This window comes from Micromonospora fulviviridis, assembly GCF_014648395.1.
Lineage (GTDB): Bacteria > Actinomycetota > Actinomycetes > Mycobacteriales > Micromonosporaceae > Micromonospora > Micromonospora fulviviridis.
Window position 1 is genome coordinate 137,595 of the sequence record NZ_BMRA01000011.1, and the last position, 17,300, is coordinate 154,894.

Annotated in this window: 14 protein-coding genes and 2 pseudogenes; 8 read left to right on the top strand and 8 right to left on the bottom strand. The window is 73.1% G+C overall.

The annotated features are described in order from the left end of the window. Positions 1–14: 14 nt before the first annotated feature. Together IEY96_RS32935 and IEY96_RS33425 are read right to left on the bottom strand one after the other, a co-directional pair. A pseudogene (locus IEY96_RS32935) lies at positions 15–377 on the bottom strand (AfsR/SARP family transcriptional regulator); the annotation flags it as partial. 80 nt (positions 378–457) lie between these two features. Further along, a pseudogene (locus IEY96_RS33425) lies at positions 458–739 on the bottom strand (AfsR/SARP family transcriptional regulator); the annotation flags it as partial. A gap of 606 nt (positions 740–1,345) precedes the next feature. Between IEY96_RS33425 and IEY96_RS26105 the strand changes: the two are divergent. The 5 genes from IEY96_RS26105 (at position 1,346) to IEY96_RS26125 (ending at position 6,969) form a co-directional block, all read left to right on the top strand. Continuing rightward, positions 1,346–3,742, top strand: coding sequence for a putative bifunctional diguanylate cyclase/phosphodiesterase (locus IEY96_RS26105; RefSeq protein WP_373293648.1), 2,397 nt, complete (start codon positions 1,346–1,348; stop codon positions 3,740–3,742). A 63-nt stretch (positions 3,743–3,805) separates the two neighbouring features. Further along, a complete protein-coding gene (locus tag IEY96_RS26110; protein ID WP_189197460.1) occupies positions 3,806–5,101 on the top strand; it encodes a glycosyltransferase 87 family protein in 1,296 nt (431 codons plus the stop codon). 56 nt (positions 5,102–5,157) lie between these two features. Then, positions 5,158–5,790 carry a phosphoribosyltransferase gene (locus tag IEY96_RS26115; RefSeq protein WP_189197461.1) on the top strand — a complete coding sequence of 211 codons (633 nt, stop codon included), beginning with the start codon at positions 5,158–5,160 and terminating at the stop codon, positions 5,788–5,790. Between the two features lie 23 nt (positions 5,791–5,813). Continuing rightward, on the top strand, positions 5,814–6,203 hold the full coding sequence (locus IEY96_RS26120; RefSeq protein WP_189197462.1) for a TFIIB-type zinc ribbon-containing protein: 390 nt from the start codon (positions 5,814–5,816) through the stop codon (positions 6,201–6,203). 82 nt (positions 6,204–6,285) lie between these two features. Further along, complete coding sequence (locus tag IEY96_RS26125) at positions 6,286–6,969, top strand: maleylpyruvate isomerase N-terminal domain-containing protein (RefSeq protein ID WP_189197463.1); 684 nt, start codon at positions 6,286–6,288, stop codon at positions 6,967–6,969. A gap of 22 nt (positions 6,970–6,991) precedes the next feature. Here the strand turns inward: IEY96_RS26125 and dnaB are convergent, their stop codons facing one another. Then, a complete protein-coding gene (dnaB, locus tag IEY96_RS26130) occupies positions 6,992–8,419 on the bottom strand; it encodes a replicative DNA helicase (RefSeq protein ID WP_505837900.1) in 1,428 nt (475 codons plus the stop codon). 369 nt (positions 8,420–8,788) lie between these two features. Between dnaB and IEY96_RS26135 the strand changes: the two genes are divergently transcribed. After that, on the top strand, positions 8,789–10,333 hold the full coding sequence (locus IEY96_RS26135; RefSeq protein ID WP_189197465.1) for a hypothetical protein: 1,545 nt from the start codon (positions 8,789–8,791) through the stop codon (positions 10,331–10,333). Positions 10,334–10,417: 84 nt separating this feature from the next. Here IEY96_RS26135 and rplI read toward each other — a convergent pair whose 3' ends face one another. The 4 genes from rplI to rpsF form a co-directional block, all read right to left on the bottom strand. Beyond that, entirely contained in the window at positions 10,418–10,864 is a 447-nt protein-coding gene (rplI, locus tag IEY96_RS26140; RefSeq protein WP_189197466.1) for a 50S ribosomal protein L9, read from the bottom strand. Between the two features lie 14 nt (positions 10,865–10,878). After that, complete coding sequence (gene rpsR / locus IEY96_RS26145) at positions 10,879–11,118, bottom strand: 30S ribosomal protein S18 (protein WP_013289355.1); 240 nt, start codon at positions 11,116–11,118, stop codon at positions 10,879–10,881. A gap of 41 nt (positions 11,119–11,159) precedes the next feature. After that, a complete protein-coding gene (locus tag IEY96_RS26150; RefSeq protein ID WP_018788497.1) occupies positions 11,160–11,687 on the bottom strand; it encodes a single-stranded DNA-binding protein in 528 nt (175 codons plus the stop codon). Between the two features lie 80 nt (positions 11,688–11,767). Next, positions 11,768–12,058 (bottom strand): 30S ribosomal protein S6, encoded by a 291-nt coding sequence (rpsF, locus tag IEY96_RS26155; protein ID WP_046563719.1) that lies wholly within the window; start codon positions 12,056–12,058, stop codon positions 11,768–11,770. 646 nt (positions 12,059–12,704) lie between these two features. On the opposite strand from rpsF, the gene IEY96_RS26160 reads away from it, so the two are divergent. Together IEY96_RS26160 and IEY96_RS26165 are read left to right on the top strand one after the other, a co-directional pair. Continuing rightward, positions 12,705–13,487, top strand: coding sequence for a deoxyribonuclease IV (locus tag IEY96_RS26160; RefSeq protein ID WP_189197467.1), 783 nt, complete (start codon positions 12,705–12,707; stop codon positions 13,485–13,487). Then, complete coding sequence (locus tag IEY96_RS26165) at positions 13,484–15,637, top strand: hypothetical protein (protein WP_189197468.1); 2,154 nt, start codon at positions 13,484–13,486, stop codon at positions 15,635–15,637. Before IEY96_RS26160 ends, IEY96_RS26165 begins: the two co-directional genes overlap by 4 nt. 12 nt (positions 15,638–15,649) lie before the next feature. Here the strand turns inward: IEY96_RS26165 and IEY96_RS26170 are convergent, their stop codons facing one another. Next, the gene (locus IEY96_RS26170) at positions 15,650–17,236 is read right to left on the bottom strand and encodes a glycosyltransferase family 87 protein (protein ID WP_189197469.1); all 1,587 of its coding nucleotides are present in this window, start codon (positions 17,234–17,236) and stop codon (positions 15,650–15,652) included. Positions 17,237–17,300 lie beyond the last annotated feature (64 nt).

Below are 17,300 nucleotides of genomic sequence, written 5' to 3' on the forward strand. Positions count from 1 at the left end.
CGTCGGCGCAACTCGCTGCCCGGCTTGATGCCTAGCTGGTCGGCGAGCACGGCCTCCGCCCGACGGATCGCGGCGAGCGCCCCGGCGGGATCGCCGTCCGCGTAACGGGCGCGAGCGAGCAGGGCATGCGCCTGCTCCCGGTAAGGGTGGGTCACCACGTGGTCGGTGAGGCAGGCGATCGCGGATCTGGTCCGGCCGAGCTCGAGCTCCAGCCTGGCCCGGAGTTCGACGGCGGACAGTCGCTGCTCGTCCAGGGCCGCGCGGCGTGCGGCGAGTACCGGACCCACCGGCAGCCCGGCCGCGAGCGGCCCCCGCCACAGCCGCTCGGCCTGGCTGAGCAGCGCGTCCGCGATGTGGACGGCACCGCGCGACCAGGCGGTCGGGCTGCGGCGCCAACCTGCTGCTCGAACCGGCGTACGTCCACCTGCTCGTCAGTCAGGTCCAACCGGTAACCGCCGGAAAGCCGGACGATGGTCGGGCCGCCGTGCCGGTCGAACTGTCGGCGAAGATTGCCCGCGTAGCTCCGCACATTGGGCACCGCGGACCGCGGCGGCAGTTCCGGCCACAGCTCGTCGACGAGGGCGTCGATGGTGACGACCCGGCCGGCGCGCAGGGCGAGCATCGCCAGCACGAGCTGCTGTTTCGGTGTGCCCAGCGGCAGCCGGGTCGACCCCCACCACGCCTCGGGTTCCCCCAGGAGCCGGACGTCCGCCAAATCCTTCCTCCGCAGCCAAATCAAATAACTGCATTCCCCGCCAATATATGCGTAAGGCGTCCCAAAGGAAGATAGTGCGCGATCTGCCGCACGACTTCAAAAGATATCAGAGAGCGACGACATTTTTCCGGTCCGTGGACCTGCCGGGTGTGATGTAAGCCAGTGCCCAAACGACTAGAGACATCGTGGACGAGGGCACTCGATAATCGCATTGGAACCCCGCCCCGAATATGCGTTCAGTCTTCAGGCAAAGACAGCGAGTGACAAGAGGCGGCGGCATTAGCGCATTATGCGCATATGGACATCTAATGTTACCAACTCGGCCTAAACGCCATAAGCTGTGCTGCGTCGGTGGGGGTCGACGACAACGGCTCCGCAGGATCGAGCGAAGGGCTAGGCAGATGCGCGGCAACGACTGGATGTGAGCGACCTTTCCGGCCGCCTGAGCGGGCCGTACAGTACGGGTACACGCACCGCTACGGAACGCGCGGTGGAGGCCATGACGTGACTCGCACCCTTGCACGCGACACTGGGACCGATCGGCGGCTGCTGCTGCTAGTCGGTCTCGTCGTGTTTACCGCCGGGGTCTCGGCGCTGGTCAGCCTCCGGATGATTGACAGCCGCGGCCTGATGACCCAGACACACGTCACGCGGGCCGCCACACTCACGTTCCTCATTGCCGTCGCCGCCACCGTCAATGTCCGCATCCGTATCCGGGCCACGACCCACGGCATTTCCTGGACGGACGCCGCGTCGGTCATCGGGCTGGCCGTCGCGCCGGTGCCGTGGGTGATCATCGCAACCGGGCTGGGCGTCGCAATCGCGCGCACGATCAACCGGCTGCCCCCCATCAAGCTGGCCTTCGGCATCGCCAAGGAGATGACGCTCGCCGCCGCGGGCGGGCTGGTCCTGCTCGCCGCCGGCTGGACCTGGCCGTGGTCCGGATCGATCGGCCGCTCCCTGCCCGCCCTGGTGCTGGCCTACCTGACCGTCGTGGTGCTGGACGAGCTGCTCATGTTCCCGGTCCTTGCGTTCGCCACCGGGACGCCGATCCTCAACCGCTTCCGGCAGCAGCTCGACCTCCGGCTGGCGAGTGTGCTCGCCCGCTTCTCGGTGGTCCTGTCCACCCTGCTCATCCTCCGGCTCAACCCGACCTTTCTGGTGGTCGTCCCGCCCCTCGTCCTGAGCCTGCACCTGGCCAACTCCAGCCGGGTGCGCAGCCGGGCCGAGCGGGAGGCGTGGCAACGCCTGGCGCGCACCACCGACGCGCTCAACGTGGTCGACCTCGACCAGGTGCTCACCACGGCGGTCACCCAGGCCACCGAACTCTTCTCCGCCGACGAGGTCGACATCGAGCTTCGCGAGGAGGGGCGGTTGGTCCGGGGGGCCGGTGGCGTCATCACCCTCCGCGGGCCGGCCGGCACACCCAGCGCGATCGAGGGCTCAGTGCTCACCACCCGCCTCGAAGGGCACGACCAGACCGCCGACATCGGGGTGCTGCGGCTGCGGTTCGCCGGGCCGGTCGAGTTGTCCGAGCGGGAGCAGTACACGCTGCGTACCTTCGCGTCGGCGCTCTGCACGGCGGTCCGCAACGCCCAGGCGTACGCCGAGCTGGCCCGGATCGCCGACGAGCACGCGTACGCCGCCACCCACGACGCGCTCACCGGGCTCTCCAACCGGCGGCACCTGCTCGACGAGGGCACCGAGCAGCTCACCAACCGGCACGCCGACGGCATCACCGCCCTGGTGCTGATCGACCTCAACCATTTCAAGGAGGTCAACGACACCCTCGGGCACGGCGCCGGCGACCGGGTGCTGACGCAGGTCGCCGACCGGCTGCGCGGCGCGACCCGCCCCGACGACCTGGTGGCCCGGCTCGGCGGCGACGAGTTCGCCGTCCTGCTGCGCGGCCTGCCCGCCCCGGCGGTCGCCGCGCACCGTGCCGAGGCGCTGCTGGCCGCGCTGCACGAGCCGCTCGACCTGGACGGCATGCGGATCAGCGTGGAGGCCAGCGGCGGCATCGCGGTCGCCCCGGCCAGCGGCGGGATGCCCGAGCTGCTGCGCCGCGCCGACGTGGCGATGTACCAGGCCAAGCGGGCTGGCCAGCGGATCGCCACGTACGCCCCGACCCGCGACACCGCCGACCTGGGCCGGCTCACCCTGGGCGGCGAACTGCCCCGGGCCGTCGCCGACCACGAGTTCACCGTCAACTTCCAGCCGATCGTCGACCTGGGCAGCGGCGAGGTGATCGGCGCGGAGGCGCTGGCCCGCTGGCACCACCCGACGCACGGCATGATCGACCCGCTGCGGTTCCTGGAGGCGGTCGAGCGCTCCGGGCTGCTGCCCGCCTTCGCGGAGGCGATCCTCGACCAGGCGCTGATCGCCGCCGGTTCCTGGCGGGACGCCGGCTTCGACCTGCCGGTCTCGGTGAACGTGTCGCCGCGCAGCCTCCTCGACGCTCGCTTCCCCGGGGCGGTGCTGGCCCGGCTGAGGGCGCACGACCTGCCGCCGGACCGGCTCGTGCTGGAGCTGACCGAGACCCTGACACTCAGCCAGCTCGACGTGGTGGACCGGGTGCTCAGCCGGCTGCGCGACTCCGGCGTACGGCTGGCCCTGGACGACTTCGGCACCGGCTACTCCTCCCTGTCGCTGCTCTCCCGGATCCCCGTGCACGAGCTGAAGATCGACCGGAGCTTCGTCACCGCGATGGAGAGCACGGCCGAGGCCGCCGCGGTGATCCGCTCCACGCTGGACCTGGGCCGCAGCCTCGACCTGACCGTGGTGGCCGAGGGCGTGGAGAGCGAGCCGCAACGGCGGGCGCTCTGGGAGCTGGGCTGCGCCGCCGGGCAGGGCCACCTGTTCGCCCGGCCGCTGCCGTCCGGCACGCTGCTCGCCGCCCTCCAGCGGGGGGCCGGCGGCCGCCCGGGTGCCCTCGCGCCGGCGCTGCACGACGCGGGCGCGGTGATCCGCCTGCCCGGCCGCCGCACCGGCGGCGGTCGCAACCGCACCGCCACGCCGGCTCCCTGACCACGGGCGACCCGCCAAGATCGGTGAGTCGACCGGCGGCGCCGGTCTGCCAGACTGGCCGGCGTGACCGCCGACGCCGACCGGACCGCCCCCGCCATCCGCCGCTGGCAGGCGGTCGACACCGCCGGCGGCGGCCTCCCCCTCGACCTCGGCCTCTACGCCGTCTCCGCGGTGTTCGCCGCGGTCACCGCCGCCACCTCCACGCTGCTGCCGCACCGCGCGTGGGGCACGCTCGCCACCATCGGGTACGGGCTGGCGGCGCTCGCCGCCGCCGGCCAACTCCTGGCCCGGCGCCGGCGCCCCGGCACCCCCCTCGCCGGCCTGCCCGCCCGCTGGGCGGTGACGGGCTTCGCCTGGGCCACCACCGCCGTGCTGCCGGTCATCGCGCAGAGCATCCAGCGGGCCGGTGGGCGGACCGACCGGGCCCAGGAGGAGGTGATCGTGGTCGAACACGCCGGCGAGCGGCTCGCCGAGCACGGCACCCCCTATCTCGGGCACGACGCGATCGCCGCCCTGCCCCCCGGCGAGCAACTGCTCGGCTACACCCCCTACCAGCCCGGGATGGCGCTGTTCGGGCTGCCCCGGGCCGCCGCCGACGCCTGGTGGACCGACGCGCGGGTCTGGTTCGCCCTGGTCACGGCGCTGGCGCTGGCCGCCGCCGTGCTCACCCTGCGGGCCACCGCAGGCCCCGCCGCACCCCGGCGGGACGCCGCCGTGCTGCGCGCCGTGCAGGCGGCCACCGTCCTACCGGTCTGCGCGCTCACTCTGGCCACCGGCGGCGACGACCTGCCCGTACTCGCGCTCTGCCTGCTCGCCCTGGCCCTCGCCGCCGCCGGCCGGCCCGGCCGCGCGGGCCTCGCGGTCGGGGTGGCCGGCGCGTTGAAGCTCTTCGCCTGGCCGGTGGCGGTCGTGCTGGTCTGCTGGGCCGTCACCCGCCGGGCCGGCCTGCGCACCGCCCTGGGCGCCCTCGGCCTGCCGGTCCTCGCGCTGCTCCCCGTGCTGCTGGTCGACCGCGACGCCCTGGTGGAGAACGTGCTGCGCTTCCCGCTCGGGCACGGGCTGGTGACCAGCCCCGCGCAGTCCCCGTTCCCCGGCCACCTGATCGCGAGCGCGCTGCCCGCCGGCCGGGTGGTCGCCGCCGCGCTGCTGGTCGCCGTCGGGGTGGCGATCGCCGTCCGGCTGCTGCGCCGCCCGCCGCGCACCGCCGCCGCCACCGCGCTGATCTGCGGGTACGGGCTGCTCGCCGCGATCCTGCTGATGCCCTCGACCCGCTTCGGCTACCTGCTCTACCCCCTCGCCCTGCTGGTCACCGCCCCCGCCCTGGCGCTCGCCGACCGCCGCCCCGAGGTCGCCCCCTGACCGGCTTTCCGGGCAACTGGCCGGCACGGCCCGGCCGGAGGGCGTAGACCTGAGGCATGACCACCTACCGAGACCGGGCCGAGGCGGGACGGATGCTCGCCGACCGGCTCAGTGACCTCGCCGGCCGACCCGACGTCATCGTCCTCGGGCTGGTCCGCGGCGGCGTACCCGTCGCTCGCGTGATCGCCGAACGGCTCGGCGCGCCGCTGGACGTGCTGGTGGTCCGCAAGCTCGGCGTGCCCTGGGCGCCCGAGGTGGCGTACGGCGCGCTCGGCCCCGGCGGGGTGCAGGTGCTCAACGAGATGGTCGCCGGCCGGCTCGGCGAGGACGAGCGGGCCGAAGTACGCCGGAACGAGCAGACCGAACTGGACCGCCGCGAGCGGCTCTACCGGGGCGGCCGTCCGCAGCTCGACCTGACCGGGCGCACCGCCGTCATCGTCGACGACGGGCTGGCCACCGGCGCCACCGCCCGCGCCGCCGTGCAGGTCGCCCGGCACCTGGGCGCCGCCCGCGTGGTGGTGGCCGTCCCGGTCGGCTCCGACCAGGCGTACGAGATGCTCGCCGCCGAGGCCGACCAGGTGATCTGCGCCCAGATCCCACCCGACTTCGCCGCGGTCGGGGCGTACTACGACGACTTCCACGAGGTGTCCGACGACGAGGTGACGCAGGCGCTCACCGCCACCGCGTGAGTCCACCGGGTACCTTCGGTGTCATGCAGCTCACCTGTCCCAAATGCCACGGAGAGATGCGCCAGTACGAGCGCAGCGGAGTAGTCATCGACCAGTGCGGCGAATGCCGCGGCATCTTCCTCGACCGCGGCGAGCTCGAGAAGCTGTTCGAGGCCGAGGCGAACTGGAACCAGCAGCACGGCGCGCGGCAGGCCGCGCCGGCCGGCGGCGGCTACACCCCGCCCCCGCCACCCCCGCCCGCCGCGGCTCCGCACCAGCCCGGCTACGGCGCCGTCCCCCCGCCCCCTCCGCCGCCGCCCGGCCACGGCTACCCGCAGCCCGCGTACGGCCACGGCCAGCAGCACTACGGCTACCACGGTCACTACCGCCGCAAGAAGAAGCACGGCGGCTTCCTCGGCGAACTGTTCGACTGACCGTCGCCACGCCGGGCCGGCGATCCACCGGCCCGGCGTCGCCGTCGTGCCGACTCCGCCCCGTCGTGGCAGGCTGCTCGACATGACCGCGATCCGGCAGCACGAGGCGCTGGCGCAGGCGTACGACGGCATCACCGCCGTCGTGACCCGACTCGACGACGCCGGCCTGCAACGACCCACCCGCTGCCGGGGCTGGCTCGTCGCCGACCTGCTCTTCCACGTGCTCTGCGACGCGCAACGGGCGCTGGTCGCCCTCGCCAGCCCGGCACCCGGCCCGGCCGACGTGGACGACGTCAGCTACTGGCGCGCGTTCACCCCGGGCGGCGACGACGAGGCGAGCGTGAAGCACGCGTGGTGGGCGCGCCGCTCGGCCGCCGCCTTCGACCGGCCCAGCGGCGTGGTGCGGATCTGGTCCGACACCGCGTCCGCCGCCGTCCGGGCCGCCGCCGCCGCGGACCCCGACGGGTACGTCACCACGCAGGGGCACGTCCTGCGCGTACCCGATTTCCTCGCCACCCTGACCACCGAGGCGGTCGTCCACCACCTGGACCTGGTGGTGGACCTGCCCGACGCCCCGCTCCCCGCCGCGGCCCCCACCAGCGTGGCGGTGGCCACCGTGGACGGGCTGCTCAGCGACGACGCGGTCCGGCCGACCGGCTGGGACGACCGGGACTACCTGCTCAAGGCCACCGGCCGGGTGCCGCTCACCGACCGCGACCGGCGGGAACTGGGCGAGGCAGCCGGCTGGTTCCCGCTACTCGGCTGACGGCTCGCTCGTCCGCTGTGGGTCAGACGATCGCCATGTCGACGAAGCGGGACAGGTGCAGCTGCGCGGCCACGGTGACCGTGTCGGTCGGGCCATTTCTGTGCTTGGCGATTATGAAGTCCGCCTCGCCAGCCCGCGGCGACTCCTTGTCGTAGTAGTCGTCGCGGTGCAACAGGATGACGACGTCGGCGTCCTGCTCGATCGAGCCCGACTCCCGCAGGTCGGACAGCTGCGGGCGCTTGTCGGTGCGCTGCTCCGGGCCACGGTTCAGCTGGCTCACCGCGATCACCGGGCACTCGACCTCCTTGGCCAGCAGCTTGAGGCCACGGGACAGGTCGGCGACCTCCTGCTGCCGGCTCTCGGTGCGCTTCGGCGAGGTCATCAGCTGGAGGTAGTCGACCACGATCAGCTTGAGGTCGTGCTTCTGCTTGAGCCGCCGCGCCTTGGCCCGGATCTCCATGAGGTTCATGCTCGGCGTGTCGTCGACGAAGAGTGGCGCCTCGCTGATCTCGCCCATGCAGCGGGCCAGCTTGGTCCAGTCGTCGTCGGAGAGCTGGCCGCTGCGCAGCACGTGCAGCGGTACGCGCGCCTCGGCCGAGAGGAGTCGCATGACGATCTCGACCTTGCTCATTTCCAGCGAGAAGATCGCCGACGCCTGGTTGGCCCGGATAGCAGCGTTTCGGGCAAAGTCCATAGATGCGGTCGACTTGCCCAAACCAGGCCGGCCGGCCACGATGATGAGCTGACCCGCGTGCAGGCCGTTGAGCAGGCGGTCGAGGTCGCTGAACCCGGTGGGCACACCGGTCATCACCCCGCCCTGGGCGCCCACCGCCTCGATCTCGTCGAGCGTCGGCTGGAGCATGTCGGCCAGGACGGCGAAATCCTCGCTGACCCGCTTCTCGGTCACCTCGTAGACGGCCTGCTGGGCGAGGTCGACGATGTCGTCGACGTCCCGGCTGCCGCCCTGGGCGGTGCCGTAGCCCAGCTGGACGATCCGGGTGCCGGCCTCGACCAGCCGGCGCAGCACCGCCCGCTCACCGACGATGCGGGCGTAGTACGCCGCGTTGGCCGCGGTGGGGACGCTGGCGATCAGCGTGTGCAGGTAGGGCGCGCCACCGATCCGGGCCAGGTCGCCGGAGTCGGCGAGCGCGGCGGCCACGGTGATCGGGTCGGCGGGCTCACCCCGGCCGTAGATGTCGAGGATCGCGTCGAAGATGGTGGCGTGCACCGGGCGGTAGAAGTCGTTGGACTTGAGGATCTCGACGACGTCCGCGATGGCGTCCTTGGAGAGCAGCATGCCCCCGAGGACGCACTGCTCGGCGGCCACGTCCTGGGGCGGGGTCTTCTCGAACTGGCCGTCCCGCTGCGCGGGCGCGGGCGGTTGCCCCCCGGCCCGCTCCGAGCGCGTCTCGTCGGTGACCGACACGGGTCCCCCCTTGCTGCGTCGGATCGGATCCAGCTCTACCGCCGGGGTGTGACAACTTCCGACGACCCTCCGGTCGGTCGGGGGCCATCGCCCGGACGGTCGGGGGCCACGATACGGAACCCGAGCTCAGCCCCTCAACAGCACCGGTGGACGAGCCTCGGGACAACCTGTGGACACCGGTGGACAGGCATGTGCGCAGGGTGTGCACAGGGTGTGGATAAGTGATGGGGAATTCCGGGCCACTCGGCGCTGACCTGCGGTTTTGCGATCCCCACCCTGTGGACGGAAGATTTCGGGTCGAGCTTTGGCGACGTTCGTCCCGTACTATCTCTGCGAACGGCTACACCTGGACAGCGGATTGCACTTTCGGTTGAGAAGGGTCACGCTCCGGCCGTGAGACACCGGGACTGGGGAAGCGGGGAGGACAGCCCGCGCGAGCGCCGGCCGAGCGCCTCCTGGCACGCTCCCGCCGATCCGCTCCCGGTCGAGTCGCCCGCCCCCGACAGCTACCGCACACCGAGCCGCCGGCGTGCCGTCGGGCGCGGCCAGGACGAGCCGGTCGACAGCTATCTTCCCCGGTGGGCGCTGGAGTCCGGGATCCGCCGGGCCGACGGCGGGGGCCGGCACGCCGCTCCCGACGACGATGCGGACGTCGAGCCGCCGCGCCCGGATGGGGGCTGGCGGGCCGACGCGGGCTGGCGCCGCGAGGACGACCGCCGCGACCTGCGGGCCATCGGCTCCGGCCCGGTGTCAGAGCACACCGCCGAGTGGACCCTGGAAACCCCGCAGGACCACGGGTACGTCGGGAGCCGGCGCGCCGACGGGATCGAGGGCGAGCCGGTCTCCGGGGTGGCCCCGCGGAGCCGGCCGCGACGCGCGGCGACCCGGCGACCCCAGGTGACCTGGTCGGGCCTGGAGGAAACGCCGGCGTCGGGTGACGACGGTGACCGGTGGGCCGCCGAGCGGCCGACCCGGCGGAGCCGGAGCGCGGCGGCGGATTCGTGGTCGCGGCCGGCGGTGGACCCGTGGGAGCGGGGCCGGGCGGCGGAGCCGGATCCGGCGGAGCAGCCGGCGGTCGACCCGTGGGACGCGTCGGGCGTGCACGCGTGGGGCCGTCCCGCCGCCGGCGGCCGGTGGGAGCAGGCGGAGAGCCGTTGGGACCGGACGGAGCAGACCGGCGAGTGGGACCGGTTCACGGACACCGGCCAGTGGGACCGGTACGCCGACACGGGCCAGTGGGACCGGGTCCGGGAGACCGGGGCCTGGGACCGGTACGCGGAGGCCGACGCGTGGGACCGGACGGCGCCGCCTGCGCCGGCTCGGGAGGGCTGGGCGTCGCCGGAGCGGGCCGAGGGGTTCTGGTCGGGGACGCGGCTGGCCGGTGACGATCCGCGCTGGACGGAGACGCCGCCGTCGGCCCCACGGTCGCCGATGGTCGCCTACAGCGCGCCGCGGCCGGCGCCGCGCCGCCAGCCGGTGGAGCCGGTGGGGGCGGGCCGGGCCGGCGGGTCGACGCTGCGGCAGCGGGTGGAGTCCATCGGCGGCGGGTCGTGGAGCCGCCGGCTGGAGGACGACCTGCTCGACGCGGATCCGGGTGGGCCGCTGCGGCCGCTGGTCTACACGGCCGCGTGCTACCTGGTGCCGGCCTTGCTGCTCTTCGTCGGGCTGCTGTTCCTCGACGGTCAGCCGCCGGCGGGGTGCGTCACCGACATCACCGGGGGCGGCTGTGACTCGCCGCGGGCGCACGCCGTCGCCTCGCTGGTGGCGGGCGCGCCGCGGTTCGGGCTGGCGCTGCTGAGCAGTCTCGTGGTGGCGGTGGTGCTGCGCCGGGTCGGCACGACCTGGCGGTCGGCGACGGTGGCGCTGGCGGCGGCCGTGGTGGGTGGCGGTCTGTCCACCGTGATCATCAGCGCGGTGACGGGCCAGCCGATCGGGTGACGCGGCGACCGGCGTCCGCCTCCGGACATGCGGAAGGGCCCGCACCGAATGTCGGTGCGGGCCCTTCCGTCGTGCTGTCGGGTGTCAGCCCTTGACCACGTTCAGGTCGAACTTGGCGGTCACTTCGGGGTGCAGCCGGATGCTGACCGGGTAGGCGCCGAGCGACTTGATGTGGCTGGGCAGCTCCAGCCGACGACGGTCCAGGGTCGGACCGCCGGCCGCCTTGACGGCGTCGACGATCTCGGCCGAGGTGACCGAGCCGAAGAGCCGGCCGCCGTCGCCGGCGCGGGCCTTCAGGTTGACCTTCAGACCCTCGATCTGGGCCTTGACCTCGTTGGCGTGGTCGAGGTCGCGGATCTCCCGGGCCGCGCGGGCCCGCTTGATGACCGTGACCTGCTTCTCCGCGCCCTTGGTCCAGGCGATCGCGAAGCCCTGCGGAAGCAGGTAGTTACGGCCGTAGCCGTCCTTCACCTCGACGATGTCGCCCGGGGCACCGAGGCCGGACACCTCCTGAGTCAGGATGATCTTCATGTCGGTGCCTCCTCTCAGCGGGTCGTGGCCGTGTACGGCAGGAGCGCCATCTCGCGGGCGTTCTTGACCGCACGGGCGATCTGCCGCTGCTGCTGCGAGGTCACGCCGGTCACCCGCCGAGCGCGGATCTTGCCGCGGTCGGAGATGAACTTGCGCAGCAGCGCGGTGTCCTTGTAGTCGATGTAGGTGATCCCGTCCTTGTCGAGCGGGTTCACCTTCTTCTTCGGCTTGCGAAGTGCCGCAGCCTTGGCCATTGCTCTTGCTCCTGGTTTGCGATCGCGGGCGCTCGGCGCCATTAGAACGGGGGCTCCTCGTCGAAGTTTCCGCCCGAACCACCGCGCGAGGGAGCCGGGGCAGCCGAGGCCCAGGGGTCGTCGAAGTTGCCTCCGCCGCCACCCTGGCCACCACCACCACCGAAGCCGCCGCCACCGCCGCCCGAGCGGGACATCTTCTGCACCTTCGCCGTGGCGTAGCGCAGAGACGGGCCGATCTCGTCGACCTCCAGCTCGATGACGGTGCGCTTCTCACCCTCGCGCGTCTCGTACGACCGCTGACGCAGCCGGCCGGACACGATCACCCGGGCGCCGCGCTGCAGCGACTCGGCGACGTTCTCGGCGGCCTGCCGCCAGACCGTGCACGAGAGGAACAGCGGCTCGCCGTCCTTCCACTCGCCGGACGCCTTGTCCATGAAGCGGGGCGTCGAGGCGACCCGGAACTTGGCGACCGCCGCCCCGGAGGGGGTGAACCGCAACTCGGGGTCATCGGTCAGGTTGCCGATGACCGTGATGGTGGTGTCTCCTGCCATGACCATCTCCTCGCGCACTCATCTCTGTGCCGTACAGGCTCTCAGAGCCCTCCGACAGCGTCGATGAGGCTTGATCCGGACGTGCCGGGTCTAGATGCTCAGCGCATCTCCGGGCGGATGACCTTGGTGCGCAGCACCGACTCGTTGAGTCGGAGCTGACGGTCCAGCTCAGCCACGGCCTCCGGCGATGCCTGGAGGTCGATGACGGCGTAGATGCCCTCGGCCTTCTTGTTGATCTCGTACGCGAGGCGCCGGCGGCCCCACACGTCGGTCTTCTCCACCGAGCCACCCGCGGTCCGGATCACGTTCAGGTACGTGTCGAGCGACGGGGCGACGGTGCGCTCCTCGAGGCTGGGGTCGAGGATCACCATGACTTCGTAATGACGCAAGACGTGCTCACCTCCTGTGGGCTAAGCGGCCACGGTCCTTCCGTGGCAGGAGGTCGTGCGTCGCTGCCCGTGACCGGTGCCGGGGGAACCCGGCCGGACGCGGACAACCGGACCAGGATACCCGGTCCGGACGATCATGCCCGGGCCGGTCGTCCACGGCGTCCGGGCGCGGCGACAGGGGCCCACCTCCGGCTCGCGTACCGGAAGGTGGACCCCTGTCCACAGGGCCGCGGGGCGTCCCGTCCGCATTCCTTGGGTGGGACCTGGGGAGGAACGACCACACCGATGAGGTTGGATCGAGGACGCCCCGCGGAGCTTTATCGTGTTGTCACCTGGTCTGACCATACAACGGCTCTCGTCACCTCTTGGGGGAAATGGAGGAATTCGCCCCAGCTGCTCGGGCGACGAGCCGTCGGGTCTGACGAGCGGATCCCGCCCCGTCGTGCCGGGCCGCACGGCGGGGCGTCCCGTTGCCGGGGGTCTCCCCTCCACCCGTACGCGCTGTGGACCCGCGTCCGGGCGGAGCGTCGACCATCGATCCCACCTCGGACAACGACCGCCGGGCCGGGTGGTGACGCGATCCGTACCACGCAACCCCCGCGCGCGGGAACCCCGTGCGTCGGAGGCGCGACGTAGGCTGCCCTGCATGCGAATCGGAGCCCACGTCGATCCGACCGACCCGCTGGCCGAGGCGGCCGCCCGGGACGCCGAGGCGGTGCAGTTCTTCCTCGCCGACCCCCAGGGCTGGAAGGCCCCGAAGCCGCGCGAGGACGCCGAGCGCCTGCGCGCCGCCGACGTCGACCTCTACGTGCACGCGCCGTACGTGATCAACGTGGCCACCCTGAACAACCGGATCCGCATCCCGAGCCGCAAGCTGCTGCTCGGCCACGCCGCCGCGGCGGCGGCGGTCGGCGCCCGGGGGCTGATCGTGCACGGTGGCCACGTCAACGCCGGTGACGACCTCGCCGTCGGCTTCGACAACTGGCGGAAGACCTTCGCGTACGCGGCGGACTCCGGCGGGTTCCCGCTCCCGATCCTGATCGAGAACACCGCCGGCGGCGACAACGCGTGCGCCCGGCACCTGGACGCGCTGGCCCGGCTCTGGGACGCGCTCGGCGACTACGAGGTGGGTTTCTGCCTCGACACCTGCCACGCCCACGCCGGGGGCGAGGAGCTGCTGGGGCTGGTCGACCGGGTGAAGGCGATCACCGGCCGGATCGACCTGATCCACGCGAACAACTCCAAGGGCACGTTCAACTCCGGGCAGGACCGCCACGACAACCTGACCGGCGGGACGATCGACCCGGAGCTGGTGGTCGCGGTGATCCGGGCGGCGGGCGCGCCGGTGATCGTGGAAACCCCGGGCGGCGTCGAGGGCCAGGCCGCCGACATCGCCTTCCTCCGCGGGCAGCTGGGTGCCGCGGCATGACCACCGAGCAGTCCGACGCGGCCGGCGGCCGGGCCGGCAGCGCCGCGCGGCCGGCCACCGGCGACACCCCGCCCGACGCGGCGCCTGACGCGGCGGGCGGCAGCGACACGGCCGCCCGGTCCGGCGGGGACGGCGCGGGGGCGGACAAGGCCGGAACCAACGGCCGGGCCGACACCGGCGACAAGGCCAGGAGCGACGACAACGCCGGGACCGGCAAGAGCGGGACCGGCAAGAGCGGAACCGACAGCGGCGCGGCCGACAGCAGCGCCGAGCCCGGCAAGGCCGAGATCGCCGAGGCCGGGACCGACGACAAGGCCGGGACAGACGGCGGGGCGAAGGCCGACGGCGAGGCGAAGACCGGCGACAAGGACGGGGAGCAGCCGGGCGACCCCTGGACCGCGTTCGGTCCCGCCCCCGACCCGGTGCTCACCCGGCCCCGCCGGGCGGTCCGCGCGGTGGGCCGGTTCCTGGTGCACGAGTGGACCCTGGCCGCCGTCGCCTCGCTGGCGCTGGCCGTGCTGATGACCTGGCCCACGCTGCGCTACCCGCGCTACACCCTGCCGCAGGACTACTGGGACCCGAGCCTCCAGTCCTGGCAGATTGCCTGGTCCGGGCACATCCTGCTGACCGACCCGGGGCAGCTGTGGAGTTCGAACACGTTCTTCCCGGAGCCGTGGAGCTTCGCCTTCTCCGACACCCTGCTCGGGTACGCCCCGGCCGGCATGATCGGGGCCGGCCCCGAGGACGCCCTGCTGCGCTACAACATCATGTTCGTGCTGGCCCACGCGCTCGCCACGTTCGGGGCGTACGCGCTGGCGCGGCAGCTCGGCGCGGGCCGGATCGGCGGCGCGGTGGCCGGGGCCAGCTACGCGTACGCACCGTGGCTGCTGGCCCAGGCCGGGCACCTGCACATCATCTCCAACGGCGGCATCCCGCTGGCGCTGGCCATGCTGGCCCGGGGTCACGGCTGGTCGCTGCGGCACGGCTACCGGCCGCGGCGCCGGCACGCCGGCTGGGCGTTCGCCGGCTGGCTGGTGGCGGCCTGGCAGCTCAGCCTCGGCTTCGGCATCGGGCTGCCGTTCGCGTACCTGCTGGCCGGTGTCGTGCTGGTCTCGGCGGTCGTCTGGTTCGTGCGGCGGCGTCGGGTGAAGCGCCCGTTCGGCCGGCGGCTGTTCCTGGCCGACCTGCTCGGCGGGCTGGTCTTCGCCATGGTGGGCGCCGCGCTGGCCGTGCCGTACTTCAAGGTGGCGGAGCTGCACCCGAACGCGGCAAGGACGCTGGGCGAGATCCAGCTCTACTCGCCGCCGGCCAGCGGGTTCTTCACCGCCCCCGCCGAGTCGCGGATCTGGGGTGAGCTGCACGAGGGGGCCCGGGCCGTGCTGCCCTGGCACCCGGAGATGACCCTGCTGCCGGGCTTCGTGCTCTACGCGCTGGCCGCCGGCGGGCTGTTCTTCTCGGTCTGGCGGGTCCGCCACCGGCTCTTCCTGCTGGCCGGGGTGCTGGTCACCATGGCGCTGGCCATGGGCACCCGGTTCCTCGACGGCCGGTTCACCTACGTGCCGCTCTTCGAGCACCTGCCGGGCTGGAACGGGCTGCGGACGCCGGGCCGGATGATGCTCTGGACCACCCTCCTGCTCGGCCTGCTCGCGGCCGGCGCGGTGACGGCGTTCTGCGCCCGGGTACGCGAGCTCGCCGCCGAGCGGGTCCCGCCGTGGCCGGGCCCGTGGCTGCGGCTGGCCACCCTGGTGCCGCTGCTGCTGGTCGTGGTGGAGGGGTTGAACGTCACCCCACACCCGGTGGCGCCGCGACAGCCGGCGGTGATGCGCACCGTGGACGGCCCGATGCTGGTGCTGCCGAGCAGCCAGAACCTGGACCAGCCGGTGATGCTCTGGTCGACCGACCGGTTCCAGCGGATGGTCAACGGCGGCAGCGGCTTCACCCCGAACTCCCAGGCCCAGGTACGCGAGGCCACGGTCGGCTTCCCCGACTTCGGCAGCGTCGACTACCTGCGCCGGATGGGCGTGAAGAACGTGGTGGTGCTCCGCGACCGGCTGGGCGGCACCCCGTGGGAGGGGATGCTCGACCGGCCGGTCGACGGGCTGGGCGTGACCCGGGAAGAGGTCGGCGACGCGGTGGTCTACCGCCTCTGACCGGGGTTCCGGTCAGGCGGTGACGGGCTCGGCGGGACGGTCGACGGCGGCGGATCGGTGCCGCCAGCGCTGATACCAGGGCGCGTCCTCGGCGCCGTCGAGCACCCCGCCGTCCGGGTCGTCGGCGTAGGTGTCCCGCACCGCGTCCCGCTCGGGGCGCAGGATGTCCCGGATCACGAAGCCGCAGAGCACCGCCACGGTGATCAGGCGCAGGCTGGCGGCCAGCACGAAAACGCCCTCGGGGAAGACCGGCCGGGTGGTGGCCGCCCCGAGCAGCTCGCCGTAGAAGGCGGCGAAGTAGCAGACCTCGGCGACCTGCCAGGCCAGGAACGCGCCCCAGCGCGGCCGGGCGAGCACCGCGAGCGGGAGCAGCCAGAGCACGAACTGCTGGGACCAGACCTTGCTGAAGATCAGGAAGGCGGCGACCACCAGGAAGGCCAGTTGGGCGAGCCGGGGCCGGCGCGGGGCGAGCAGCGCCAGCGCGGCCACGCCGAGGCAGGCCAGGCCGAAGAGCAGGTACGACAGCCAGTTGAGGGCGGAGATGTGCGCGTTCAGCCACTCGAAGGGCCCGAGGTCCCCGGGCGCGGAGGGGCTGACCCGGCCGTCGAGGTAGCGCCCGATGTACCAGAGCGTGCCCCAGTCGATCGGCCGGGTGGTGTTCAGGTCGAAGAACCTGCCCCAGCTCTCGGGGTAGGGGATCGCCACCGGCAGGTTCACCAGCACCACCGTCAGCGCGGCCGCGCCGACGGACACGCCGGCGTGCAGGATGCGGCCGGCGCGGATCGCGAGCACCAGGATCGGCCCGAGTATGAACAGTGGCCACATCTTCGCCGCGCCGCCGAGCCCGAGCAGCACCCCGGCCAGACCGGCCAGCAGGACACCGGCCAGGTCCAGTCGGGTACGCGCCCAGGCCAGCAGCCCGAACGCGGCCAGCCCGACGGCGAGCAGGTCCCAGTTGACGGTGGCGGTGAGCACCAGGGCCGGTGAGAGCGCGAAGAGGGCCGCGTCCCACGGTCGCCGGCGCCGCAGGCTGAGGATCACCGCGACGGTGGCGACGGCGAGCGCGCTGAGCACCAGCGCGTTGAGGTTGTAGAACCACTGCCCCTGGTTGATGCCGGGGTTGTCCACGCCGAGGGCGTGCACCGGCAGGCCGAGCGCGCCCATGAAGTAGCCGGTCAGCACCGGGTACTCCACCGGGTGGTCGGCGTAGGGGACCTTGCCCTCGTTGAGCCCCTCGGCGTAGTAGAGGGCCAGCACGTCGGTGTAGCACATCCGGGTGTACTGGACGTTGTTCTGCCAGGCGCCGTCCTGGCAGGGCGACTTCTGCACCCAGTGCAGGGCCAGCGTCAGGCAGACCAGGGCCAGCACGATCCGCGCCGCGGTCCAGAACCGGCCCTCCCGGCCGGCGGGCCGGTCCAGGGCGACGGCGTGGTCACCCAGCGGGCCGCCGACCAGCTCGGCGGCGCCGCGGACGAAGCCGTCCGAGCGGGACGGGTGGTCCACGACGGCTCCCGGTCGTCGCGCGGCCGCGGGCGCCCCGAGCTGGAGTTGCCGGTCGGACCCGTTCTCGTCGATGCCTGCCGTCGACTCGGTGCTCATGGAGAGGCATCCTGCCGTACGCCGGGCCCCGCCGTCGCGCCTCGCGCGCAGAAATTCCGGTACG

What these genes read in the sequence shown, in the direction of transcription:
- IEY96_RS26105 (WP_373293648.1), top strand. Translation starts at nt 1,346, where the DNA reads ATGACCCAGACACACGTCACGCGGGCCGCCACACTCACGTTCCTCATT.
- IEY96_RS26115 (WP_189197461.1), top strand. Translation starts at nt 5,158, where the DNA reads ATGACCACCTACCGAGACCGGGCCGAGGCGGGACGGATGCTCGCCGAC.
- IEY96_RS26120 (WP_189197462.1), top strand. Translation starts at nt 5,814, where the DNA reads ATGCAGCTCACCTGTCCCAAATGCCACGGAGAGATGCGCCAGTACGAG.
- IEY96_RS26125 (WP_189197463.1), top strand. Translation starts at nt 6,286, where the DNA reads ATGACCGCGATCCGGCAGCACGAGGCGCTGGCGCAGGCGTACGACGGC.
- rplI (WP_189197466.1), bottom strand. Translation starts at nt 10,864, where the DNA reads ATGAAGATCATCCTGACTCAGGAGGTGTCCGGCCTCGGTGCCCCGGGC.
- rpsR (WP_013289355.1), bottom strand. Translation starts at nt 11,118, where the DNA reads ATGGCCAAGGCTGCGGCACTTCGCAAGCCGAAGAAGAAGGTGAACCCG.
- IEY96_RS26160 (WP_189197467.1), top strand. Translation starts at nt 12,705, where the DNA reads ATGCGAATCGGAGCCCACGTCGATCCGACCGACCCGCTGGCCGAGGCG.
- IEY96_RS26165 (WP_189197468.1), top strand. Translation starts at nt 13,484, where the DNA reads ATGACCACCGAGCAGTCCGACGCGGCCGGCGGCCGGGCCGGCAGCGCC.
- IEY96_RS26170 (WP_189197469.1), bottom strand. Translation starts at nt 17,236, where the DNA reads ATGAGCACCGAGTCGACGGCAGGCATCGACGAGAACGGGTCCGACCGG.